Origin of the sequence: Grimontia sp. SpTr1 (genome assembly GCF_947387585.1) — a bacterium.
GTDB lineage: Bacteria > Pseudomonadota > Gammaproteobacteria > Enterobacterales > Vibrionaceae > Enterovibrio > Enterovibrio indicus.
In genome coordinates, this window is sequence record NZ_CANDOD010000013.1 from 96,443 (window position 1) to 118,473 (window position 22,031).

Consider the following 22,031-nt stretch of genomic DNA (forward strand, 5'->3'; position numbering starts at 1 on the left):
GGAGGAACTCATGGCTATAGATATTTCAGGAAAAACGTTTGATTCACGCCATAACTACTCCGAACTGGTGTCAATGCAGGGAAGGGTGGTGTCGGATACGCCACTCAATGAGGGCGCGGCGATTGTGGATCGACGCTTTCGTGCAGAAACCATTGATTTAGCCGGATTCAGAGGATATCCGGCTCATCTGCCGGACAGTTTCCGGATTGAAATCTCTGGTGGAGAATTGCTGATTAACCCAGGCCGCTATTATGTCGATGGCTTAGTGGCAGAAAACTTCGGTCATGGGGAGCACGACTTCTATCTTCCATTGGAAGAGTTGCGAAGCTCTGAACCTGTCCCTTTTGATGCCCAGCCTTATCTTCCCATTATGGAACCGCTTGAGCTGGAAGATGGTCGCTATTTGGCCTTTCTGGATGTTTGGAAACGTCCGGTCACGTTTCTTGAAGATCCAGAACTCATCGACCCGGCCATTGGTGTAGATACCAGCGCGCGGGTACAAACCGTTTGGCAGGTAAAACTCTTTGCTGTGGATGACGGTGTCACCTGCAATACCGATGATGAGGATATTGAAGGATGGGAAGCGTTTACTGAGCCTTCTTCTGCACGCCTTTCTACCCGTGCAAATCCAGCTTCAGCAGTCGATGATCCTTGCTTACTGCCACCAGAAGGCGGTTATCGAGGTTTGGAAAACCGCACCTACATGGTGGCCGTGCATGACACTAATGAAGATGAAGTGCCACTGCTGAAATGGTCCCGTGTTAATGGTGCGTTTGCCGGACGAATCCTCGCACAACCTGCAAACAATACTCTGACGTTAGAGCAGGTAGCGAAAGACGATTACCTCAGATTCAACGCGGGAGATTGGGCCGAAATAACGGATGATGTGCGAGTGCTGGAAGGTAACCCTGGCACCATGGTGCAAATCCTTTCTGTGAATGATGCGACCAATACCGTTGTACTCACAAACCCCTTAGGTGTTGGCGAAATTATGCTGATGCCCGCATCGAATGCCGCTAATCAATCTATTCATCCAATACTGCGCCGCTGGGATCAATCTGGCGTGGTTTTGGACACTGACGGTAATGAAATCGTTAATCTAGATGCGCCGGAAAGTGATGGTTTAATCCCAGCACCAGAAGGCACATTCATCGCGTTGGAAGATGGCGTGGAAGTGGCTATCTCGCTGGAAGGTGGCGCCGGAGAATATCACGTCAGCGACAACTGGAGCTTTATTACGCGCTATGCAGACAGCTCGGTAGAAACGCTGACAGAAGCGCCTCCACAGGCCTTCCATCACCACTACTGCCGACTGGCGGTTCTGGATGTACTGGGAGGAGAGTTTGTTGAGCCGATTTTTCAGGACTGCCGTGACCCGATTGGCACAGCCGGCTGCTGCACCGTCGTGGTTCGTCCGGGCGAAGATATTCAAGCCGCGTTAGATAGCCTCTCCCCAGAGTTTGGTGGTTGCGTGTGCCTGAAAGTGGGTGTTCATACCATTCGTCGAGCACTCCGAATCCGCTATCCAAACGTGACGCTGCATGGGGAAAGCCATGGTGCGCAAATCAGAAACCTTTCCGGTGAATCTGCTATTGCTGTCCGTTCGGACGATGGAAGCGTGCTCGCTGGTATTCATCTCTCAACCGTCTCCATCATGAATCGCAGTGCGACGGAGAAACCAGAAGGCATCATATCGATAAGAACAGCTCAGGACAGTCTAGTCGAAGATTGCCGAGTACAAACGCTCGATGGGAGTGTTCAATCGATTGATAACCCGGCTGTTGGTTTGTTTGATTGTCAGAGGGTGAGGGTCAGCCATTGTCAGTTTGAAGGCTCACCTATCGGTGTCTGGATTGGTGATGGTGGAGAAGATCTGACTATCAACAACAACCTTGTCCGTTTCAATGCTGAGCAATTGCCCGGTTTGATTGGTGTTGCTGTCACCAGGATCTCGGGCAGGGCGAGGATTATTGAAAACGACATCGATGGCTTCGCTCAAGGGGTGGTGATCAATAACCAGCCCGGTGGCGCTTCGTTCTCAACGGCTTCATACAGCGAAGTCAAAGGAAACCGAATCACATTGAGCCGAATGGTGGGTGAGCTTGATGCGGTTGCAGTGGAATCAAACTGTGCATACGGCACGGTGTCTGAAAACCAGATCCTCCTGTTGGCGGAAGAGAGCACTGGCATCATGGTTCGTGGTGTTGGCACCTTGATTGAGCGCAACCGCATTCAAACCGAAGAGCAGGTTGAAACTCAAGTCGCAATAATGATCGGCAGTGACGACGATGAACTCTTTACTGGTGGTATCACCGCCGCGCAAAACTGGATTAGCGGGTGTAGTGGTGGCGTCGTCGCTGAGCAGGTCGTTGGGCTACGTGTCGACAACAATGACATTTCAGGCGACAGAGGCACTGAACTCGCGGTATCGGCAACGCAATGTACCTTGGTCAGTATCGAAAACAACACCATGGTGACCGTTACATTGGCAGTGTTTGCCAGTGAGTGTGAAGACGTTCAAATCAACAGCAATCAAATCCGTGATGATGGTGCCGCGATTTTCTGTGAGCGCTGTGTGCGTGTTGATATCACCAACAACCAAATCGCTAACTGTACCCATGGCGGGATAGTCGTTCTTCTGTGTATCGCGAGAGCGGGCATTATTGGAAACCGTCTCAACTACGTGGGTGTATCAGGCGCAAATATTTTTGCTTCTTCCATCATGAGCCTGTTCCACCTCGGTGAATGTCACATTGAATCCAATGAAGTGTTGAACACGGGTGTGGGTCGAGACGACGTGGTGAATCAGCAAAGAACCGTCGGCATCGGCGCGCTGTATGTGCTTGAAGCCCGTGTGGAAAGCAATCTGGTTTCCTACTCTGATTTGCTGACGCGGGAACGTGTTTTGGAAGATCGCGCCTTGTTGATGCAAGGATTAATGGAAATTTCATTCCCTTTTGGCGACAGACGCGTGGTGTTTCTCGGCTATGCCTGTCAGGTAGCCAACAATAAATTCCTTGGTCGTGGTGCTGACACCTTAGTGGAAATCCTTTCAACCAGGCTGAACGACATTATTCGTGTTCGTTTTGAACGTGTCCTATTCAACAACAACTTCATCGAGCACGTCGGAAACAACGACGACAACATCGCGAACGGCGCAACAGTCATCCTTAATGGCAGCCAAGCATCAGTGATGGGTAACCACGTCAAATCCGGCACTTTTTTTCTTCCTTCGTTCGACTTCAATGGCATGGAAGGGCCATTTATCGGCAACGTCGTCCGCGGCTCAATCATCAATCACCCTGAATTCCCTGCGCCTGAGTCTGGCTTCAATACTCAGGCATAACCAAGGAGCGAAATCATGGCAAAGGCAAGTACAGTATTGAAAAAACACCTTTCGCTCATCAGCGAAATGGAAAAGGCGGGTCAACCGAATAACGTGAAGAATCCGGTAGTGAAAACCCGCACTGCCGCTGCGGCCAAAAAGGCAAAGGTTGAAAGTCGTATCAAAGAACTGGAAGAACAACGCGCAGCGTTCAATAAGAAAATGGACGAAGCGATAACACTAGAGAAAAAACAGCTCGTTGAGATAGAGCGGTTCGAAAAGATGGTCGCGGAGCCAGAACAACCCAAAACCGAAGAAAAGCCGAAACCAAAACCCAAGCCTCGCGCACCAAGAACACCCAAGGTGAATACCGATGCGGTGATAAAAGCAACGACGAAGAGAAAGGTTTCACCGACTACACCGAAAAGAAGGCCGACGAAGAAGTGATAATTAAAAGCCTTTCGAAATGATTTGATTCAGAGGGTTTCGTGCAAAAAGCCCTCTTTTGAGAGGGCTTTGTTACTAATCAGCCATATTTTTCAAAGTTACTTATCGACCCACTTGTTGCATACCTTTGGCCAACCTTGCTCCCACTCTATCTGTCTGAGTTGCAGTGTTGGTTTGTAGTTATTAGTAGAATCATAGGCGTGGTGCACCAGCCAGTCTTGATTGTCTTCTGTGAAGACATCGTTGTGGCCTGTTCCAATTTGCTCACCATCTTTGTCTAGTAGTTTTGTGCCGCCGCCTTCATTCAATAGCCTTCCATAGCTATCTACATAAGGTCCTTGTATATCTTTAGAACGGCCTACCCTGATTTCATATTTTGTGTCTGGGCCTTTACAACAACTGTTGTAAGACATGTACAGGTAGTAAAAACCATTTTTATACTGGATGAATGGTGCTTCAACCACAAATTCGCCAGTGGAAATATCGGTAATGGGACGGCTGGCTAAAGTGATCATTTTACTGGGATCGATTGGCTTCAGGGTCTTAGGATCAAGTTCCAAGAGATGGATACCTCCCATGTAAATTTGAGGAATAACACCTGCAAGCGATATGTCACCCATTGTAGAACCAAATACTAACCAGGGTTTTTGGTCGTCATCGACGTAAAACATGGCATCGATAGCGTTATAGTGCCTGCCATAACCGCCACAAATGATCTCTCCCAATAAAGGTTTTGAACGCAGTATTTCACCATGATCCACCCATTTGTAATCAGGCGCTTCTGGGTCAAGAGTGGTATTTGTCAAAAGGCCAGTGGCTGCATTGCATGTGCCTGATTTATGTGACTGATAAAAGTAAACGTACTGCCCGTTATAAAATGAAATATCTGGAGCGCCGATGTGATCAAGGTTCTCGATGGAATCTGTCAGCCATACAGGTATTTCTGAAAATACATTGCCACGATAGTCCCAGTTGACTTTATCTAATGAGGAATAAAATGCGCCGAGGGGACTGCTGGAATATAAGTAGTAATATGAGCCCTGCTTTTCCATGGTGGGGTCATGAATGTGTTCGCTTATGGCTTGATAATTCGCGATATTTGGAGTGGCATCAATACAGGTTTGATTATCGTTACATCCTTGAAGAAGAGCGGCAGTAAGTAGTGTGTACGGGATAAGGCGAGGTGTCATTTTTCGCTCCTATATGACTATGTTGTTGATACTTTTTTTTAGACTAGGAAAAAAGACTAAGCAGTTGTTTCATTACTGGGCTTTAATTGAATGTATTTACCTCATTTGATGGGTTTTGAGAGGCAATCTACGAATCAAGGTTTGGTTGACCTTTTGCTGTGCTCAAAAGACAGCAGCAGTTCATCTGGGTTTCAATAGTTCTTTGAGGGGTCATGTTTAACAAAGGGTATTTAAAGTCGTTGGGTGGAGATGAACGCAAAAAGTACTGCAGTGGAGATAAGTAGTTGAATCTGCGGTTTGTGGGTTGAATAGCGCAAAAAAGGCAGTAGTTTCCCCACCTATTTAATGCTGGTCATCTCCGTCATTCCTTCAGAAATGGTATGAATCGCGTGAGATAACGAATCATCGGGCTTTCTATAAAACAGCCTGACTTCAAACGGGATATTCCATTTTTCATCGCCTGCCAGTGCAAGCTCTCCACGCACCAATTCATCCTTCACAAATGAATATGGGAGCCACGCCAGGCCATAGCCGCCAAGCACCATGGATTTTAGCGTGTGGGCGAAGGGGTTTTCATAGCGTCTGTTCAGGTAACACGCTTCTTTGTTGAGCAATTGGTCGATTGATTTACCAAATATAGACTGATGGGTGTAAGCCACCAAAGGAATTGGGTTATTGGCTTCACCGGGTAGATGAAACATGGCTTGCTTGTTGGTTGCTAGGGAGACCGGAACCAAGGTTTCTTGGCCAATGACAGTGCTTTGAAAACGGTTGTCATCAATAGCGTTTCCAAGCTCGCTGTGGGTATAGCAAAGCAGGTAATCAACAGACCCATTTCTGAACATTTCTACGCAATCAGCGAGACGATCGGACGAAAGTTTTACATAAACAGGGCCGACTTCTTTTTCGATTTCATGCATCCATGACATAAAGACCGTCTGAACGATCGAGTTCTGTGCGGCGACGGAAATCTCATTGGTTCGGGTTTTCTTCAATGCCCGGGCAGACTCTCTGGCGAGATGCAGTCGATTGAGGATCTCTTCCGCTTCAACCAAAAAGGCTTTGCCTTGTTCCGTGAGTTCCAGTTGCGGAGAGTCGCGGTTCACGAGATCTGTGCCTACCCATTGTTCCAAGGCTTTGATGCGTCGACTGAACGCGGGTTGGGTGACAAAGCGTTCCCTGGCGGCAGACGTAAAACTGTTTGAATGCGCCAGACAAACAAAATCTTCCAATAGTTTAAAATCCAATACTCCCTCCGAGCCAGTTACAGCATGGCTTGGTGCCAATGTCGTTCGTGAACTTCATTCCTTCGATTTATTAAAGCTATCAGAAAGCGTTCTTTCCGTAGGCTTAAAGATAAGAAAATGGCCTATTCACCACCAAATTTAAGGATAAGTGTGAAAAGTTTTTCTTTTCTAGGGTGAGTGAAGTTTCGGTGTTTAATACTATGAATTTATGGGAGTTATTTAGGGGCATAACTTTTCGGCATGTAGGGCAACCGAATTGGCATGATGCAAAATTAGCTCTCCTGACCATGCTTAATTGAGTGTTTTTAGCCGCACGCTACCTCGGCGGCCGAAAACCAATATGGATGAACCGCAGCGAATGTCCAGCGCTGCAAAGCATGGAAAATCAGACTAGGGAGAAGTCTCATGAAGTACCGCAACAACGTCAGTTCTTTTCTGAAAAGCGCATTAAGTGTCGCCATTGTCGGTGCCTTACCTTTCACCGCTCAAGCGGCAGAAACCATTCGCCTGTCCACTTATGTCAACGAGTCCGACATTCGCTATCAAGGCTTCCAGAAATTTGCAGAACTTGCGGCAGAGAAAAGTAATGGCGACTTGAAAGTTCAGGTTTTCCCTTCCGGCACCTTGCATGGTTGGAGCGAAGGTGTGGATGCGGTTCAAGGCGGCGTATCGGATATCAGTTGGATTCCTGCCGATAAGCGTTTGCCGTGTTATCGCGTCACTTCGCTGTATCCCGTTGCTATCAATCTTGAAAAACAAATCGAGCTTGATGCTGATTACGCAGCTTTGATTGAAGCGGAAGCGGCGAAAGCTGACCTTATTCCTTTGATCAATTCTAACTATTCCTACGACCAAGAGTGGTGGTTTGAAGAGCCTGTGTCAGATATCGGTAAGCTGAACGGGAAGTTGGTTCGCTCAATCGGTCCTCTGGTGAGCCTGATGATCGAAACCTGGGGTGGCAAGCCAGTGTTCGTTGCACCGAAAGAGGTGTTCCAGTCAGCAGAGCGTGGCGTGGTTGATGGCATCAACATGGGCGTCGCGACATACAGTTCATGGAAACTTTGGTCGGTCATGCCTTACATGGTTAACGCCAACATGTTCTACGGCAACATCATCTACATGATGAACAAAGACAAGTTTGATGGCCTTAGCACAGATAACCAGAAAGCGTTGAAGGAAGCGGCGAAGGAAGCCGAGGCCTGGCTGAAACCGCGCTATGAAACTTGGGTTGATGAGCGAGTCGGCAATGCAGTGATGGCGAACGGCGGTTCAGCGGTTTCCATGTCTGAAGAACGTACCGGTGAGCTTCTCGCGGGTATTCAGGAGAAATGGACGCCGGAAGTAAATGGTGCCTGTGGCGTGCCACTGGCTGACAAAGTCCGGAGCTTGTTTGCAGCGCACAGCGAATAATTGAAGAGGTGCGCAGTATGAAATCAAACCTGTTAAAGGCTTTGAACTGGCTATCTCTAGCGTTGCTCTACTGCGGTGCCGTTATCGTGCTGATCCAGGCTGTCTGGATCAGCTACGGTGTTGGAGTTCGCTATATCCTCGATTCGCCAGATGGCATGGTGACAGAAGCCACCGCGCTCCTGCTGGTACCTGTCGCGTTTCTCGGTATCTCGTATGCGCTGTTGAATGACGCCTACCCCAAAGTGGGGATCGTGCGTGACAAGCTGCCCGCGACCCTGCAATTTTGGGTCGACAAGCTGAACATGTTGGTGATGTTGCTGATTGGCGCATTCTTCTTTACTGCATCAGCGAAAGCCATGTTCAAGTCGATTGATTCCGGTGCGGCATCCGAAATTCTTCTCTGGCCGCGATTCTATTTTTGGATCCCCGTCGTGTTATCCCTGTTGGTTTTCTGCCTGACAGCAACCTATTTGCTGTTGGCTGGCAGGCCACCTCGTAAGCCGCAAGGAAGAGCGGCAACGGATAACGCTGAACTCAGCCAAAACAAACAATAACAAGGAAGTGTTATGGAATGGTACGTTGTCGGGCTAGGTATGCTGGGCTTGTTGATGGGGTTCATCATCATTGGCTTGCCGATACCCTTTGCGCTTGCTGCTGCTTCAATCCCATTTTTGCTGGATATCTTAAGCCTGAAATCCTCCTTGGTGACGGTAGAACTGAAACTTTGGGGCGTGTGGTTTGACTACATTCTTCTGGCGGTTCCGCTGTTCGTTTTTCTAGGAGAATTGATAGGCCGCTCTTCGATTGGTCCCAACCTTTACTGGTTTATGCACAGTAAGCTTCCGCTACGTGGTGCAGCGGCGTATGGCAGTATTGGTGCGTGTGCAGGTTTCGGTGCTGTATGTGGTTCGAGTATGGTCGGCTCGCTCACTATCGGTGGTGTTGCCTTGCCGCAAATGCTGAAGCTGGGTTATGGGAAACGCCTGTCGAGCGGTGTATTGGCTGCTGGGGGGACGCTGAGTGTTCTGTTGCCGCCGAGCTTGATCTTGCTCTTCTATGGCATTGTGACAGACCAATCCATTGGCTCGCTATTTATTGCGGGTGTGGTACCCGGGTTGGTGCTTGTGACGATGTTTTTCATTATCGTCGCTGTCTGGGGAAAAGTAGCGCCGCAGGACATTCCGGGACAAGAGAGCATCCAGCCGATCCCTTGGCTGGTGGCTTTGTCGGCGCTGACGCCAGTGATGATTATCGGCTTGGTCATCACCATCTCAATCTATGCAGGCATCGCGACGCCAACAGAAGCGGCGGCGGTTTCTTCGGTCATCACCCTCATCATGGCTTTTTGCTTTGGTGGCCTTCGTTGGGAAGGCCTGCTCGAATCCCTCAAATCGACGATGCAGACCATGGGATACTTGGGCTTGCTACTGTCATCAGGGGTGTTATTTGGCTTCGTGATGACCTACCACCAAATCCCACAGCAGTTTACCCAGCTGTTTGTTGAAATGGATTTATCACCTTACGCCGTGCTGGCAATGATTGTGGTCTTCTACATCATTCTCGGCATGTTCTTAGAACCTGTCTCCATGACTTTTATCACTCTGCCAACCCTGTTCCCTTTGGTGCATGCGGCAGGCTTTGACCTGATTTGGTTTGGGGTGGTTTACACCATCACCATGGAGATAGCCGTACTGACACCGCCTGTCGGGCTCAACCTCTTTGTGATACAGAGTCTCGCCAGAGATGACGTGACCATTGGGGATGTGATCATTGGCTGTGTTCCTTTTATTTTCGCGCTTGTGATTTTGCTGCTGTTGTTGGTCGGACTGCCTGACACAGCGCTTTGGCTCCCTGAGTTAATGGAATAATAACGATGAATTGTATACGTGTAGGAACCGGACCCACGTTGGTACTGGTTCATGGGTTTCTCAGCAGTTTGACCTATTGGGAAAAACAGATTGAATTGTTTTCAACGCGCTTCGACGTTGTCGCGTTCGATTTGCCGGGCTATGGGGGAAAGGCGAAAGAAACGGGTCTGGACAGCGTTGAAGGCTTTGCAGATTTCGTATTGGGAAAACTGGATGAACTCGGTATTGACTGTTTTCATCTGATGGGACATTCAATGGGAGGAATGATTGCCCAGGAAGTGGCAATAAAAGCGAAAGACAGGGTGATGGGGTTAGTGCTCTACGCAACCGGTCCGAATGGTCGCTTGCCGGGGCGCTTTGAATCGCTTGAAGACAGCATGGCGCGCGCCGAAAAAGAGGGCACAGAGCAAGTGGCTCGGGATACCGTCCGAACTTGGTTTTCTGAAGGGGAAGAGGATCCTGATTTTGTTGGGGGAATGGCACTTGCTGAACGTGTGTCCACACAAACCTATATCAATGGACTGCGTGCGATGGCGGGGTGGAAGTCTCTGGGACGCCTCGAACAGATTGAAGCGAAAACGCTGGTTTTGTGGCCAGACAGCGATCGCTCGTACATGTGGGAGCAAACCGAAACACTGTGGCGAGGCATAAAAGATACTAACCTCGCCGTTGTGCCGCTGGCGGCGCACAACACCCACCTTGAGAAAGCGCGGATTTTCAATCTACTGGTGATTGAATTTTTGCAAAGTGACAAAGTGAAACAACGTCAGTTGGCAGTGACGACCTAGTCGTGACTCTTCCGGAGTGCATCCAAATAGGCGATGTGCTCCGGAAAAATTGCACAGCATCCACCCACAATATTTGAACCCGCATCCAGCCAGGCACGAACGAACGCTGCGTATTCATCAGCCGGTAAATCACGAACTGTGGTCAGCGAATCATTGGCTTCATGGTCTTGATGGATGACCGTAAACCCATTGGCGTAAGCACCAAGGGAGATCTGTTTGCCGCTGCCATCAATGATCGCTTTTGCCACAGCAATAGCGTCGAGCATCACTTCAGGCTGTGAACAGTTAAACAGCACGCCATCAACGCCTTTTTCACAGACAACGCGAATTGCATCTGCCACAGATTCACCAGAACGTAATCGAGGTTGATCGATTTCAGTGTCCATTAAGCTGAAGGCAAAGTAGGCAGGTTGATTGGTGGTTTTGAGTACTTCGAAAATCGTTTCGAATTCCTCAATCAAGCTAATGGTTTCAGCTATCCAAATATCTGAGTAACCCGCTTGTGCATCAACCAATGTTTGAATAATGGGACGCGCTTTTTCTGCTGAGAAAAGATCAGGACGGTAGGAACCCAAAACTGGAGGAATACAGCCCGCAACGTTGACTTTCTTCTCGCTGTCATCGGCAGCACGACGGGCAATTTGCGCGGCAGACTCGGCCAGTTCAAAGCCTTGTTCTTGATAACGTTGCTCGCTCAGGTGAAAGGGCACACAGGCATAGCTGTTGACCGTAATGACGTCGCATCCCGCGTCAATAAAATTCTGGTGCGCCTGATAAACACAATCTGGCGCTTCAATCAGCGCTTGAGCGCTCCATAAAGGCTGGGAAAATGGGGCGCCGATACGTTGAAGCTCTCGCCCCATGCCGCCATCTAATAAAACAAACATCCGTGATCGCTCTTTCTTGTTGTACCCCAAATAGATTTGGGTATTTCAAAACTTTTGCGAAAGGTCTCACAAAATATTTGCGATGTCTAGACGAGTTAGATGGCTGCTTTGGTGGTGTCTTTTTTCCCCTGGAACATCAAAAGACCAAATACGCCCAGCGCATATAGCATCGACCAGCCAAGGCAGACGAAAACAATCACACAAAGTGCCAGTGCGATGCCCGCCAACCATCTGGCTGCGCCTTGAAGCAGTTTTAATGCTGCCAGCATCGCCATCAGATAAACCAACACGAACACACTGTTAGCGAGCTTGAGGAAGAACTCCAAATCCAAGCCTGACCAATATCCGATGATGCAGGAAGCCGCCAGCACGCCACCGACGCTTAAGGTCGCATTCTGGGGGACGCCACGGCTCGAAACCTGAGCCATTTTTCCTTCAGGCTTGTTCTCTCGCGCTTGCGCCCAAACCATACGTGAAAGGCTTTGGGTGTAAAGATTGACACTCGCGAAGCAGGCCGAGAAACCAATCACACTGATCAGCATTTTAAAGTTCGGACCAAACAGGTTCTCACTCAACCAGGGGATTGAAGCGCTATCAAACTGTGGGGTGCCGTAAGCGCCGAATTTCAGTATGACGACTGACATGGCCCAGTAGGTCGCACCCGCTACGAAACAGCCCGCGATAATGGCGATAGGGAAATCTCTTTCTGGATTTTTAAACTCTTCTCCCATATGGGCGAAAGCTTCGATACCAACAAAGCACCAGAACATCACACCAAGCGCAGTACCAATAGGCCACAAGGATTCTTCACTGATGGTGGGCATGGTCAAATCGGTGACACCAACGTCGCCTTTCCACAGAAAAGCGCCGACCAAGAGAAAAATGCTAATCGCAATAAGGGTTTGCAGCTGACCCGAAGATTTAGCCCCCATCAAATTGACACCCACCAAGAGCGCGACCGTAAGAAGTTGAGCTGTCAGAGAGCCATTAATCGGCTCAGGCAAAAGCTGTTGCAGAAAGCCTGCGGCAAGCGCAACGGCTGCTGGAACACCAACGGGAATCACGCTGACGAACAGCCAGGCTACGCTGCGCTCTAACCTTTTATCGAAAGCTTTGCGGACGAAATAAGCGGTACCACCTGCATTCGGGTAGCGCTTACCTAATTGGGCGAATGTCAGGGCAATCGGGCAAATCGCGACGAACAGGAAAAGCCACGCCCAGAGGGAAAACTCACCAGCAATGCCTGCCGCAATAGCAGGGATCATAAACAGCCCGGTACCCAAAAGGGTGGTGGAAAGTTGGCCGATACCGGACAGTAATGTGATTTCTTTTTTGAGTTGATTCATGGGGCGTCCCAGCCAGTATCTGTGAGTTGACTATTGATGTCAGATTAAAGCTGATTGATTGAAAAAGCATCGCGCAAAGTGTCTTTGTTCAGCGTCAGATTGACGGTTTTTATTGCTGAGGCTGACAAAGTGACGGTTTTCGCGCAGAATTCAACGAGTTTGTGAAAAGAGAATCGAAAGAAGAACATGGATAAGTTCGACCAACAAATATTGGATATTCTGCGCGTGGATGCACGTCGTTCCGTCAGCGAAATCGCGCGGGACGTCAACTTGTCGCGCTCCGCAGTGACAGCACGAATCAAAAAGCTTGAGCAAGACAAAGTCATTCTTGGCTACCACGCCGACGTGGTGGAGAACAAAAGCGTTGAAATGGTCTGCGCTTATCTTGCGCTGAAATATGACACCTCCACCAGCCAACACTATTGCGAAGCATACGCTGACACTATACGCCGTATTGAGGGGGTGAAATGGTGCCATGCGATCAGTGGAGAAACAGATATGATGCTGTATCTCGAAGTGCCTAGCATGAATCGCATCAACAAAATTCGGGAAGAGATTCAGGCGATTCCTGAGATGAAACAAGTCGTCACCCATATCGTGCTGACTGAGTTCTTCAATACGACCAAGTAAGTGAAATTTGTTTGTTCATTCACGTTTTTGCACTGCCATTAGATAAAGCCTTCATCATTTTAGGGTATCTCTTCTTAATGTAACTTTGGTCACAAAACATGCTGCTGCTGTTTTTGATAAACGTTAAATGTTACTAAACGGCAGAGCACCGTGGAGTTAACTTAATTCCAAATAATCAAAGTATTAGCGAAGTTACGCTTTCGCTATGCCGAAAAGTAACCGGGGCCCCTTCAATATAGGTATTGGCGTAAGTCAAAAAAGTTTCTCAGTCTGAAATAGCAATGAATTTTTCTATTTTTTAACTGTTAGGGACAACGACATGCACCTTTCACGATTCCCACGTTTGCGCTTTGCGCATCTACCTACACCGCTTGAGCCAATGAAGCGCCTTTCTGAAGCTTTGGGCGGGCCAACAATCTGGATCAAGCGCGACGATTGTACAGGTCTGGCTGGCGGTGGTAACAAAACCCGCAAACTCGAATTCCTGATGGCAGACGCACTTGAACAAGGCGCTGACACTATCATCACTCAAGGCGCGACCCAAACTAACCATGGTCGTCAGACAGCAGCAATCGCAGCGAAATGTGGCTTGGAGTGCCATATTTTGCTGGAAGATCGAACCGCGTCCGAAGACCCGGATTATGTACTCAATGGCAACGTGATGCTGGAACAATTGTTTGGCGCATCACTCAGCAAATATCCAGGCGGTACAGACATGAATGCTGCGATGGAAGATGTTGCTGCCACACTGCGTGCCGAAGGCAAAAAACCTTACATCATCCCGGGTGGTGGCTCGAATGCGATTGGTGCATTGGGTTACGCCAACTGTGCGTTGGAGCTGGTCAACCAAGCCAATGAGATGGGCCTTAGAATCGATCACCTTGTCCACGCCACTGGCTCTGCCGGTACACAGGCTGGCCTAGTCACGGGTCTTGTTGCGACTAACAGCCAAATACCTTTGCTTGGTGTCGGCGTTCGTGTGCCTCAACCACAGCAAGAAGGGAATGTTTTCAAGCTGGCAGAAAAGACCTGCGATTTATTAGATATCTCTGGCGCTGTTAAACGTGAAGACGTGCGTGCTAACTGTGATTACGTTGGAGATGGTTATGGCATTCCCGCGGAGAGCACCATGGAAGCGATAGAAATGTTTGCCCGCTACGAAGGCATTTTGCTGGACCCAGTTTATTCCGGCAAAGGCGCGGCGGGACTTATCGACCTTATCCGTAAAGGCGAATTCAAAGACTGCGACAACATTGTGTTCTTGCATACAGGTGGTGCTCAGGCATTGCCGGGCTATCGCGAAGCCTTTGGTTTCGAAAGTTATAGTTAAATATACCCAAACAACCTGAAGATGCTCGCATTCAGAGGTCATCAATGCGTTCAATTCGAGGCAAGTTTCGCGAGGAATAGTCATTCTATTTCCGTGGAGTTTAACGAAGAAGTGGGCGCATTGAGGGCCTCCCTTCGGGCGAGTTGACTGACGCCGTGCTCTTTGTTGTTCCTTTTTGATGGAGATGACTACACCTGCAAAGGAACGCCGCGATCACAACGCCAGTCAATCTCGCTGAATCATGCATCTTCAGGTTGTTTGGGTATAATACTGGTGCGAAGATCCCTATTATTGCTAGGTGGAAATAATCTGTTCCTGATTTGGTGGATTATCAAAGCTCAGATTGAAATCTATACTCACTTCATCACTGAAAGAGGAGGTGAGTTATGGATGAGCAACGTGCCATCAATCTTTATTATTTCCTCAGATCCCAGAATGCACCGCAGTCTCAGATCAATGAGGTCGTGGAACGAATCAACCAATCTTACGGTATCAACCTGAGAAGCTTAGACACCCAGTACCGTAAGCAAAGAGGTTATTCACCCAATCGATATGATATCAACACCTATGGAACGGCGGGTTCGAGAACCATGAACCAAACCCGCCAAATGCAAAAGCCAGCACATTAGTGCTGGCTTTATTATTTATTCAGCTACTTTAAATAAGGTGCTGCTATCAGTATGTGAAAAGTCGCTGCCATAAATATTTAATGCGGTATTTTGAGAATATGTCAACTTATCGTCTTCGATATTAATCGTCATCGTAAAGTCAGTCGTGGTAGCGTTTTGCGTCATATAGTTTGACTCTGCGATACCGCGGTTTGATGCCTTCAATGTCATCGTCTTACCAGCTGTACCTTCTGCAGTTACACAAGTAGTACGCGGAACACAGAACGAGTTATAGACGATTTGGTTTTCCTGATCGTAAATAAAGTATCCACGTTGGTCGTGGAACTTAGAGTCATCTGATTTACGGAAAACTTCCTGCTTATAGTAAAGAGCAACTAGACTCTGATCGCTCGCGTTAACTGCGTCGGCTGCCACTTCAAAAGTGATGGTTTCGTAGAATGGCGTAACAGCAGGTGCGCCTTTACCTTGTTCAGTACCTTCCTGAGCCGGTGCGACATCAACGCCGCCTGTTTCAATACTTTTCCAAGTACCCACAAGAGAGGCTAGAGGACCAAAGTCCATACCATCGATAACATTATGATCGGCAAATGCTGGCATTGCGACAGCAGAGGCAAGAATTAGCGTGCTCAATTTTTTCATCATTACTTCCTTTTCTAATTTGGCTTTGGAAAAGGAATATAGGTATGTATCGCAAACTATTTTTGAGCTGGATCATTTTTAATCAGAAACTGAGAGCTTGAATGTATGAAAAGGTAAATTAAGTGAGAAATATTATTTTAGTGTAATGATATATTAATATCGCGATAATGATTGTATTATCACTAATTTCCCTGGTGATGTTAGCATGCGTGGTGATTGAAATTATATATATTTATCTTTGATAGTTGCAATGTGTATATTTTAAGTGGTCAATAAAAAGCGCTGATTAGCAGCGCTTTTTATTAAATTGATAGTGAGTTTATTTCTTGTAGTGACTAAGGAATATTGCAGCTGTGTTTTCTGCCAGAGCTTTTCCTTCGCTTTCATTAAGGGGCTGACAAGCACCAATCAACTGTGGCCAAAATGCTGAGCCTTTAATCAAGTTGTGCAGTTGAGTGCGCGCCAGCTCTACACTCTCCATTCTCAAGGTGCCGATTCTGTCTTGTTCAACCAGCCAGGCATGTAAGGCGGTATCTTCCTTCGACATGCTCTTCATTTGTTCCTGCAACGCTTCTGGCTGGAACAGGAAGTGACCAAAAGCCACTTTTGCCATGTCGAGATAATCTGGCTGGGCAATCACTGCAATTTCCTGATAGAGCAGAGTAGATAGCTGTTCAGACAGTGGCAGTTTCGACAGCTCTTCAAGGCATTCTGGCGTGATGGAGCTTTTCCAAAGCACTGAGAGGAGTTCCATCACCAGTGCTTCTTTAGAGGGAAAGTGGTTGTAGACGGTTCGCTTGGAGACATTGGCGAGCGCGGCAAGCTTATCCATGCTGGTATTTTGCACGCCAAACTCCTGAAAAGCCTGACGCGCGGCTTCCAGAATGGCTTCACGCTTTATTTCGCTTCTGGTTTTTTTCTTCACTGTCATTGGGTTAGGTGCCAACTCAAAAAGTAACGGTGACTATATTACACTAAGCGGTTTACTTTTCATTGTTCTTTTGTAAACTACACCGAGTAGTTTACATCAAAATTCATCAATCAACACGTGGTCGCTATGGACAGAAACCTTTTGAAACACACCTTACTGACGACACTAGGAGTGATTGCGATGAGTTCAACAATGCTGTCTTGTTCCAGTACTGATGGGCCAGAAGCGGATTATCCAGACAAATTTGTAAATAGCGATCCGGCGTTCGAAAGGCAAAGCAACCCTTTTGAAATCCTTATGGCTTTCATTAAGGCGGAAGAGAGAACGCCCAAGCCGACGTTTGATTTTCCAATGCATACCATTACGACCGAGCAGCTGATCGATGAGCGTGAAGATGTGGTTTATCGTCTTGGCCACTCGAGTATGTTGATGAAACTGAATGGTAGTCTTGTGATGACTGATCCGGTATTCAGCGACCGCGCTTCACCAGTGCAATTTATGGGTCCTAAGCGCTTCCATCCAGCACCGATTTCAATAGAAGATTTGCCTGAGATCGATGTGGTTGTGATCAGTCATGATCATTACGACCACTTGGATAAAATGTCGGTGAAAACGTTAGCAGACAAAACAGGACTGTTTTTAGTGCCATTGAAGATTGGTGCAATCCTAAAGGATTGGGGTGTGCCAGCAGAGAAAGTCGTAGAGTTGAAATGGTGGGAATCGCGGGTGGTCAATGGTATTGATTTTACCCTGACACCAACGCAACACTTCTCAGGCCGAGGCCTAACCGATCGCGATTCTACACTTTGGGGAAGTTGGGTAATGCTCTCCCCTGAAAAACGGGTGTATTTTAGCGGCGACTCAGGCTACTTCGATGGTTTTAAGGAAATTGGTGAGAAATATGGCCCATTCGACCTTACCATGATTGAAACTGGTGCCTATAACTCTCTTTGGGCGAACATTCATATGTTCCCGGAGCAAAGCGTGCAGGCACACATTGACCTCAAAGGTAGCGTGATGTTGCCCATTCACAACAGTACTTTCGATCTGGCGATGCATGACTGGAAAGAGCCGATGAAAAAGGCGCTGGAAATCAGCAATGAGCGTGGCGTGACCATGGTTAGCCCAGAGATTGGTCAGCGTTTGGCTATCGGTGAGGCGTTGCCAGTGGTTGAATGGTGGAATCAGGAATGATGAAAAAATCAGGACTTGCGGCGGCATTGGCTGTCGCTGCCTCAGTCAGTATCCCAGCTTCCGCATCGGTAAAAAACGATGTGGAATACCTCATTGCGCAGATGAAAAGCTCGGATTGTACCTTTGTACGCAATGGTTCTGAATACGACAATCTGCAGGCGGCCGAACATCTTCAGAATAAGTGGGAATATGCCGAAGACAGGGTGGAATCGACGGAAATGTTTATTGAAGAGGTGGCTTTCAAAAGCTGGTTTACTGGCCGCGCGTATCAGGTGAGATGTGGCGAAGAAACCCAAACCAGCCAACAGTGGCTAACCGAGAGGTTAGTGGAAAAAGAAAAGTCAGATTAACGCCTATTTCCACCGAAAAGCTCAGAAAGATAAGCAGAAATCACGCTGCTGAAAATCCCGATAATCACTGCAACAGCAATGACCACCAAAAAGGTAATCACAGCAATAAAAATAGAGCCGATAAAAAGGCCGACTAACGGAAGAATCACAAAGAAAACAAAAGCAATGACCAATGCGGCAACGATTAATGCGCCAGCTTGAAGCGCCAAGATGGCAACCGGGTTGGAGATTTCTTTTCCGTTAATGACCACTCTTCTGTTCATCTTCCCCTCCTCAATGTTATGCCAACAGAATAGCACTTCGTTTCGCCTAGTTTTTCAGACCACTTAACAATCCTTGATTGAAAAATAACCAGCTTGGCGTGTTAATCTGGTAAAGCTCAAAAAATAATCATAAGTACAGCTGGGAGAAAGGCATGAAATATACAGGAAGTTGTCACTGTGGGTCGGTGACGTTTGAATTCGAAGAGCATGAAATTAAATCAGGGTTGCGCTGTAATTGTTCAATCTGCCAGAAGAAAGGGGCATTGATGAGCGCGTTTACCGTGCCACCGGAAGCCATGAATATCACAGCAGCAGAAGGTGTGCTGGCGACGTATTCGTTCGGTAGTGGTACGGCGAAACATCACTTCTGTAACCGTTGTGGGATTTATCCTTTCCATCAAACACTTAGAAAACCAGGACACTATCGGGTTAATCTCGGTTGCCTTGATGGTATCGATACAACCAAGTTGCCATTTGATGTGTTTGATGGTGCTTCGGTTTAGAGCCTAACCTTAAACAAAACAATGAAGAAAAGCCTGACGATGTTATGTCGTCAGGCTTTTTTGATCAGAAGTGATAAGCGACTGTCGCGCCAACCAGCCATTGGTGTTTGCTGTCAACAATAGGGGAGTCAGCAACTTCACTACCCAAACCTGTGTATTGGGTGGATTGAGTCAGGTTCCAGTTCTCGCTGATAGGATAAATCAGCTTATAACCTACTTCATAAGCGATTGAACTGCTGCCCGTGTACTCAGGTCGGTTGGCGCGTGCTTCTTTTGGCTGCACGCCAAAGTAGTAGTCCACAAAGTCTTTACTCTGGAACATCACCCCTGCGAAGGAAACCAAATTCGCATCGCCAATGGAAAAGATGTCGAAGTACCTCACACCCGCCAGATAGCCTTTGTAAGCGCCAGATATATCATGCTGGAAGTAGGTAGAAATCACGCCGGTACCAACTTGGAAGTCAGCATTTAATCCAAGATCGACACTGACGTCCCTGTCATCCATACCTTTCAGGAAGTCCGAGGTATCGTCATCGTAACCGATCCCCGCGCTGGTGAGATGAACACCTAGATTGACCAGATCACCGTCGGTTCCATAAAAGCGGTAGTTTGCACCACTGAAGTCGATGTTGAAGTCTTCGCCGTGGTAGCCAAAGTTAAGGAGTGGAACAACTGAGTGATCTTGCTCTTTGTAGAGGTCGCTGGTTGCAGCTACGCCCGCTTCAGCAATCCAGGTGCTTTGCTTGCTATAGATATTGCCGTTAAGAATATAAGTTTGATTCGCTGCCTGTACCGCAGGTGCAGCGGCGAGAATGGAAAAGAGTAATGCAGATTTATTCATGATTCTGTCCTTGTTTGTGCACTTAATGAACACCGTACAAAACTCGGCTAACTGACAATAGAATCAATTTGTCACGGGTTTGTCAGCGATTGTCAGGGTCTTTGGTTTGGAATGGTCACAATGAGTTTGGCTCCTCCCTTTGCGCTTTCTTCAAAAACGGCATGCCCGTCGTGTTTTTCAACGATAAGTTTAACGATAGCAAGACCCAATCCATGGCCCATATTGGCTTTGTTCCGGGAAGGGTCGACACTGAAAAACGGCTCAAAAACGGATTCGCGATATTCTTCGGGGATCCCGGGGCCATCGTCTTCAACAATTATCTGGGTAGTGTTTCCGTTTTGCTGGCAAATGACTGTGACGGTTGATTCCGCATACCGCACCGCATTCGTTAATATGTTTTCTATAGCGCGTTTCAACAAGGGTTTATCAGCCAGAAGTGAGATATCAGGCTCAATAATCACTTCTATTTCACGGTTTTGACGATTGGGCAGTCGTTCAACCAAATGCTGGATAAAGGGCGCAGCAGGAAGGGTTTCTTTCGTCAGTGACCTATCCTGACGCCCAATTTTGGCGAAGTAGAGCAACTCATCGACCAACTGCTCCATCTCTTCTGTGTCTTCTATAATGCTGGTGACTTTTTTTCGCAACTCCTCTGACTGAGCTTCCTCCTTGATGAGTTCTGCCTGCCATTGAATCCGGAAAATGGGCGTGCGGAGGTCATGAGCAACGGCCTGTGTCAATGAGCGGTTACTGGTTATCAATAGCGAAATCTTGTCAGCCATTTCGTTAAAGCTATCGTTTAGCTTTCCGACTTTACTCCCACTGTTTGTTGGTGCTCGGGCGTTTAAATTCCCCTTAGCAAAGTCGGCCGTTACCCTTTGTAACACCCTAACTCTGCGGCTGAGAAACCAAATGAGCCAAGTTGAATAAACAAGGAAACCACCCAAGATAAACACAAAGAAGAGGGAGTCGCTAAATTCTATTTTCTGTCTAACTAGGGTCTCTATGTCGGGGGCGAGGTGGTAGAAATTGGGCGAGTCAGAAAGTGTGAACCAAAGCCCTCTATTTTCATCAAGAAATGAGAAAGGGTGAGGGATGTTATTGCCAGAAAAATAGTCTTTCACTTCTGCCGGAATGTTATCAGCATGGACGAGATTTAGCGTATTTGCGGTCGATTGAGCATATTCTGCTAACAGTTGTTTTATCGCTTTATCATCGTGTTGCTCATGTAAAGTGTTAACTAAGTTTTGGAAAGCGGCTGCTTCCATGTCCTCAAGCACATAATCGTAATCAGTCGTGAGCTCATAAACGAATAAGTTAAAGGCAAAGCTACTCACAATGAAAAGGACAAAAAGCCCGATAAAGGATTCAATATAGATACGCCACATAGTTAACCTGGTCTTGTTATTCCTTCCATGCGTCCGGCACAAAGAGATAGCCTTTCCCTCTCACTGTCAGTATCCGATGGGGTGATGAGGGGTTATCTCCCAGTTTTTTTCGAAGGCTGACGACCTTGTTATCGACAGTACGATCCAGACCATCATATTCAATGCCACGAACAGCGAGAGTCAGTGTTTCTCTCGACAAAACTTCGTCTGCAGAGGCTGCAAGCAGCCACAAAAGGTCGAACTCACTGTCTGAAAGAGCAATGTGTTCACCAGACCATTCACACCATTTTCTTGCGTTGTTGAGAGACAAATTCCCAAACGTTAATACGCTGACAGATTCAGACTTTTCCGTTTCCGGCATTTCACTACTTGAGCTGTCCCTGCGCAGTAACGCACGCAATCTCGCGAGCAGTACGCGGGGTTTAATCGGTTTGGTGACAAAGTCATCAGCCCCAATTTCCAGTGCTGCGACGTGGTCGAAGTCGTCATCACTTGCCGTCAGCATTAACACCTTACCGGAGAACTGTGGGCGAATCTGTCGGCAAATTGTCAGGCCATCGATATCCGGCAGCATCAGGTCGAGCATAACGATGTTGGGCTGTTCTGAAAGGATCGCACCAATGGCACTTTCTCCGTGATCAAACTCCCTTACATCAAAATCCTGCTCACGGAAGTAGGAAGAAAGAAGTTGTCGAAGCTTGGTGTCATCTTCAACGATATAAAGCAGAGATTTGGGTGACATTGAAAATCCTCATACCCGAATGCAAGTTCTATCAACGAGATAGCACGCTAAAACTGATTTGTCACCGCTTTTTAGTGCGAGAA

The 22,031-nt window shown here is 47.6% G+C and carries 22 protein-coding genes; 12 read left to right on the forward strand and 10 right to left on the reverse strand.

The genetic code is table 11. From position 1 onward, the window contains the following. Positions 1 to 10: 10 nt before the first annotated feature. Both QL223_RS17730 and QL223_RS17735 read left to right on the forward strand, forming a co-directional pair. Positions 11 to 3,346, forward strand: coding sequence for a DUF6519 domain-containing protein (locus QL223_RS17730; protein WP_281545487.1), 3,336 nt, complete (start codon positions 11 to 13; stop codon positions 3,344 to 3,346). A 15-nt stretch (positions 3,347 to 3,361) separates the two neighbouring features. Next, on the forward strand, positions 3,362 to 3,772 hold the full coding sequence (locus tag QL223_RS17735) for a hypothetical protein (protein ID WP_281545488.1): 411 nt from the start codon (positions 3,362 to 3,364) through the stop codon (positions 3,770 to 3,772). A 98-nt stretch (positions 3,773 to 3,870) separates the two neighbouring features. On the opposite strand, the gene QL223_RS17740 is transcribed toward QL223_RS17735, so the two are convergent. Both QL223_RS17740 and QL223_RS17745 read right to left on the reverse strand, forming a co-directional pair. After that, positions 3,871 to 4,962: an arabinan endo-1,5-alpha-L-arabinosidase gene (locus QL223_RS17740; protein WP_251882132.1), complete on the reverse strand. Its 1,092-nt coding sequence runs from the start codon at positions 4,960 to 4,962 to the stop codon at positions 3,871 to 3,873. A gap of 338 nt (positions 4,963 to 5,300) precedes the next feature. Then, on the reverse strand, positions 5,301 to 6,209 hold the full coding sequence (locus tag QL223_RS17745) for a LysR family transcriptional regulator (protein ID WP_281545489.1): 909 nt from the start codon (positions 6,207 to 6,209) through the stop codon (positions 5,301 to 5,303). 405 nt (positions 6,210 to 6,614) lie between these two features. Between QL223_RS17745 and dctP the strand changes: the two genes are divergently transcribed. The 4 genes from dctP to QL223_RS17765 are packed head-to-tail and all read left to right on the forward strand — an operon-like array spanning position 6,615 to position 10,275. Continuing rightward, positions 6,615 to 7,619, forward strand: a complete 1,005-nt coding sequence (gene dctP / locus QL223_RS17750; protein ID WP_281545490.1) for a TRAP transporter substrate-binding protein DctP — start codon at positions 6,615 to 6,617, stop codon at positions 7,617 to 7,619. A 17-nt stretch (positions 7,620 to 7,636) separates the two neighbouring features. Then, entirely contained in the window at positions 7,637 to 8,173 is a 537-nt protein-coding gene (locus QL223_RS17755) for a TRAP transporter small permease (protein ID WP_281545491.1), read from the forward strand. Between the two features lie 12 nt (positions 8,174 to 8,185). Beyond that, on the forward strand, positions 8,186 to 9,487 hold the full coding sequence (locus QL223_RS17760) for a TRAP transporter large permease (protein WP_002538842.1): 1,302 nt from the start codon (positions 8,186 to 8,188) through the stop codon (positions 9,485 to 9,487). 5 nt (positions 9,488 to 9,492) lie between these two features. After that, positions 9,493 to 10,275 (forward strand): alpha/beta hydrolase, encoded by a 783-nt coding sequence (locus QL223_RS17765; protein WP_039850013.1) that lies wholly within the window; start codon positions 9,493 to 9,495, stop codon positions 10,273 to 10,275. Here the strand turns inward: QL223_RS17765 and QL223_RS17770 are convergent. Beyond that, entirely contained in the window at positions 10,272 to 11,162 is an 891-nt protein-coding gene (locus tag QL223_RS17770; RefSeq protein ID WP_281545492.1) for a homocysteine S-methyltransferase family protein, read from the reverse strand. The genes QL223_RS17765 and QL223_RS17770 overlap by 4 nt on opposite strands. 95 nt (positions 11,163 to 11,257) lie before the next feature. Continuing rightward, a complete protein-coding gene (gene yjeH, locus QL223_RS17775) occupies positions 11,258 to 12,508 on the reverse strand; it encodes an L-methionine/branched-chain amino acid transporter (RefSeq protein WP_281545493.1) in 1,251 nt (416 codons plus the stop codon). 186 nt (positions 12,509 to 12,694) lie between these two features. On the opposite strand from yjeH, the gene QL223_RS17780 reads away from it, so the two are divergent. The 3 genes from QL223_RS17780 to QL223_RS17790 all read left to right on the forward strand — a co-directional run bounded on the left by QL223_RS17780 (position 12,695) and on the right by QL223_RS17790 (position 15,097). Beyond that, a complete protein-coding gene (locus tag QL223_RS17780) occupies positions 12,695 to 13,138 on the forward strand; it encodes an Lrp/AsnC family transcriptional regulator (RefSeq protein WP_002538847.1) in 444 nt (147 codons plus the stop codon). Between the two features lie 319 nt (positions 13,139 to 13,457). Further along, on the forward strand, positions 13,458 to 14,468 hold the full coding sequence (locus QL223_RS17785) for a D-cysteine desulfhydrase (RefSeq protein WP_281545494.1): 1,011 nt from the start codon (positions 13,458 to 13,460) through the stop codon (positions 14,466 to 14,468). A gap of 386 nt (positions 14,469 to 14,854) precedes the next feature. After that, on the forward strand, positions 14,855 to 15,097 hold the full coding sequence (locus QL223_RS17790; protein ID WP_002538849.1) for a hypothetical protein: 243 nt from the start codon (positions 14,855 to 14,857) through the stop codon (positions 15,095 to 15,097). A gap of 15 nt (positions 15,098 to 15,112) precedes the next feature. Here QL223_RS17790 and QL223_RS17795 read toward each other — a convergent pair whose 3' ends face one another. Further along, positions 15,113 to 15,736 (reverse strand): heme-binding beta-barrel domain-containing protein, encoded by a 624-nt coding sequence (locus tag QL223_RS17795; RefSeq protein ID WP_281545495.1) that lies wholly within the window; start codon positions 15,734 to 15,736, stop codon positions 15,113 to 15,115. 319 nt (positions 15,737 to 16,055) lie between these two features. After that, positions 16,056 to 16,667 carry a TetR/AcrR family transcriptional regulator gene (locus QL223_RS17800; RefSeq protein ID WP_002538851.1) on the reverse strand — a complete coding sequence of 204 codons (612 nt, stop codon included), beginning with the start codon at positions 16,665 to 16,667 and terminating at the stop codon, positions 16,056 to 16,058. A gap of 180 nt (positions 16,668 to 16,847) precedes the next feature. On the opposite strand from QL223_RS17800, the gene QL223_RS17805 reads away from it, so the two are divergent. Both QL223_RS17805 and QL223_RS17810 read left to right on the forward strand, forming a co-directional pair. After that, positions 16,848 to 17,861 carry an MBL fold metallo-hydrolase gene (locus QL223_RS17805; RefSeq protein ID WP_039850015.1) on the forward strand — a complete coding sequence of 338 codons (1,014 nt, stop codon included), beginning with the start codon at positions 16,848 to 16,850 and terminating at the stop codon, positions 17,859 to 17,861. Beyond that, positions 17,858 to 18,211, forward strand: a complete 354-nt coding sequence (locus QL223_RS17810; protein ID WP_281545496.1) for a DUF5329 family protein — start codon at positions 17,858 to 17,860, stop codon at positions 18,209 to 18,211. The genes QL223_RS17805 and QL223_RS17810 overlap by 4 nt, the downstream gene beginning before the upstream one ends. On the opposite strand, the gene QL223_RS17815 is transcribed toward QL223_RS17810, so the two are convergent. Beyond that, positions 18,208 to 18,474 carry a hypothetical protein gene (locus QL223_RS17815; protein ID WP_002538854.1) on the reverse strand — a complete coding sequence of 89 codons (267 nt, stop codon included), beginning with the start codon at positions 18,472 to 18,474 and terminating at the stop codon, positions 18,208 to 18,210. The genes QL223_RS17810 and QL223_RS17815 overlap by 4 nt on opposite strands. Before the next feature lie 152 nt (positions 18,475 to 18,626). Between QL223_RS17815 and QL223_RS17820 the strand changes: the two genes are divergently transcribed. After that, positions 18,627 to 18,977, forward strand: coding sequence for a GFA family protein (locus QL223_RS17820; RefSeq protein WP_002538855.1), 351 nt, complete (start codon positions 18,627 to 18,629; stop codon positions 18,975 to 18,977). 64 nt (positions 18,978 to 19,041) lie between these two features. On the opposite strand, the gene ompV is transcribed toward QL223_RS17820, so the two are convergent. From ompV to QL223_RS17835, 3 genes are all read right to left on the reverse strand, one after another. Further along, positions 19,042 to 19,818: an outer membrane protein OmpV gene (ompV, locus tag QL223_RS17825; protein ID WP_281545497.1), complete on the reverse strand. Its 777-nt coding sequence runs from the start codon at positions 19,816 to 19,818 to the stop codon at positions 19,042 to 19,044. Positions 19,819 to 19,910: 92 nt separating this feature from the next. After that, on the reverse strand, positions 19,911 to 21,206 hold the full coding sequence (locus QL223_RS17830; RefSeq protein WP_002538857.1) for an ATP-binding protein: 1,296 nt from the start codon (positions 21,204 to 21,206) through the stop codon (positions 19,911 to 19,913). Positions 21,207 to 21,222: 16 nt separating this feature from the next. Continuing rightward, positions 21,223 to 21,948 carry a response regulator gene (locus tag QL223_RS17835; RefSeq protein WP_002538858.1) on the reverse strand — a complete coding sequence of 242 codons (726 nt, stop codon included), beginning with the start codon at positions 21,946 to 21,948 and terminating at the stop codon, positions 21,223 to 21,225. Positions 21,949 to 22,031 lie beyond the last annotated feature (83 nt).

Excerpts from the sequence above, each read along its gene's own strand:
- QL223_RS17755 (WP_281545491.1), top strand. The coding sequence starts at position 7,637 with ATGAAATCAAACCTGTTAAAGGCTTTGAACTGGCTATCTCTAGCGTTG.
- QL223_RS17805 (WP_039850015.1), top strand. The coding sequence starts at position 16,848 with ATGAGTTCAACAATGCTGTCTTGTTCCAGTACTGATGGGCCAGAAGCG.
- QL223_RS17765 (WP_039850013.1), top strand. The coding sequence starts at position 9,493 with ATGAATTGTATACGTGTAGGAACCGGACCCACGTTGGTACTGGTTCAT.
- QL223_RS17820 (WP_002538855.1), top strand. The coding sequence starts at position 18,627 with ATGAAATATACAGGAAGTTGTCACTGTGGGTCGGTGACGTTTGAATTC.
- yjeH (WP_281545493.1), bottom strand. The coding sequence starts at position 12,508 with ATGAATCAACTCAAAAAAGAAATCACATTACTGTCCGGTATCGGCCAA.
- QL223_RS17815 (WP_002538854.1), bottom strand. The coding sequence starts at position 18,474 with ATGAACAGAAGAGTGGTCATTAACGGAAAAGAAATCTCCAACCCGGTT.
- QL223_RS17785 (WP_281545494.1), top strand. The coding sequence starts at position 13,458 with ATGCACCTTTCACGATTCCCACGTTTGCGCTTTGCGCATCTACCTACA.
- QL223_RS17730 (WP_281545487.1), top strand. The coding sequence starts at position 11 with ATGGCTATAGATATTTCAGGAAAAACGTTTGATTCACGCCATAACTAC.
- QL223_RS17780 (WP_002538847.1), top strand. The coding sequence starts at position 12,695 with ATGGATAAGTTCGACCAACAAATATTGGATATTCTGCGCGTGGATGCA.
- QL223_RS17830 (WP_002538857.1), bottom strand. The coding sequence starts at position 21,206 with ATGTGGCGTATCTATATTGAATCCTTTATCGGGCTTTTTGTCCTTTTC.
- QL223_RS17770 (WP_281545492.1), bottom strand. The coding sequence starts at position 11,162 with ATGTTTGTTTTATTAGATGGCGGCATGGGGCGAGAGCTTCAACGTATC.
- QL223_RS17760 (WP_002538842.1), top strand. The coding sequence starts at position 8,186 with ATGGAATGGTACGTTGTCGGGCTAGGTATGCTGGGCTTGTTGATGGGG.
- QL223_RS17795 (WP_281545495.1), bottom strand. The coding sequence starts at position 15,736 with ATGAAAAAATTGAGCACGCTAATTCTTGCCTCTGCTGTCGCAATGCCA.
- dctP (WP_281545490.1), top strand. The coding sequence starts at position 6,615 with ATGAAGTACCGCAACAACGTCAGTTCTTTTCTGAAAAGCGCATTAAGT.
- QL223_RS17810 (WP_281545496.1), top strand. The coding sequence starts at position 17,858 with ATGATGAAAAAATCAGGACTTGCGGCGGCATTGGCTGTCGCTGCCTCA.
- QL223_RS17735 (WP_281545488.1), top strand. The coding sequence starts at position 3,362 with ATGGCAAAGGCAAGTACAGTATTGAAAAAACACCTTTCGCTCATCAGC.
- QL223_RS17835 (WP_002538858.1), bottom strand. The coding sequence starts at position 21,948 with ATGTCACCCAAATCTCTGCTTTATATCGTTGAAGATGACACCAAGCTT.
- ompV (WP_281545497.1), bottom strand. The coding sequence starts at position 19,818 with ATGAATAAATCTGCATTACTCTTTTCCATTCTCGCCGCTGCACCTGCG.
- QL223_RS17740 (WP_251882132.1), bottom strand. The coding sequence starts at position 4,962 with ATGACACCTCGCCTTATCCCGTACACACTACTTACTGCCGCTCTTCTT.
- QL223_RS17790 (WP_002538849.1), top strand. The coding sequence starts at position 14,855 with ATGGATGAGCAACGTGCCATCAATCTTTATTATTTCCTCAGATCCCAG.
- QL223_RS17800 (WP_002538851.1), bottom strand. The coding sequence starts at position 16,667 with ATGACAGTGAAGAAAAAAACCAGAAGCGAAATAAAGCGTGAAGCCATT.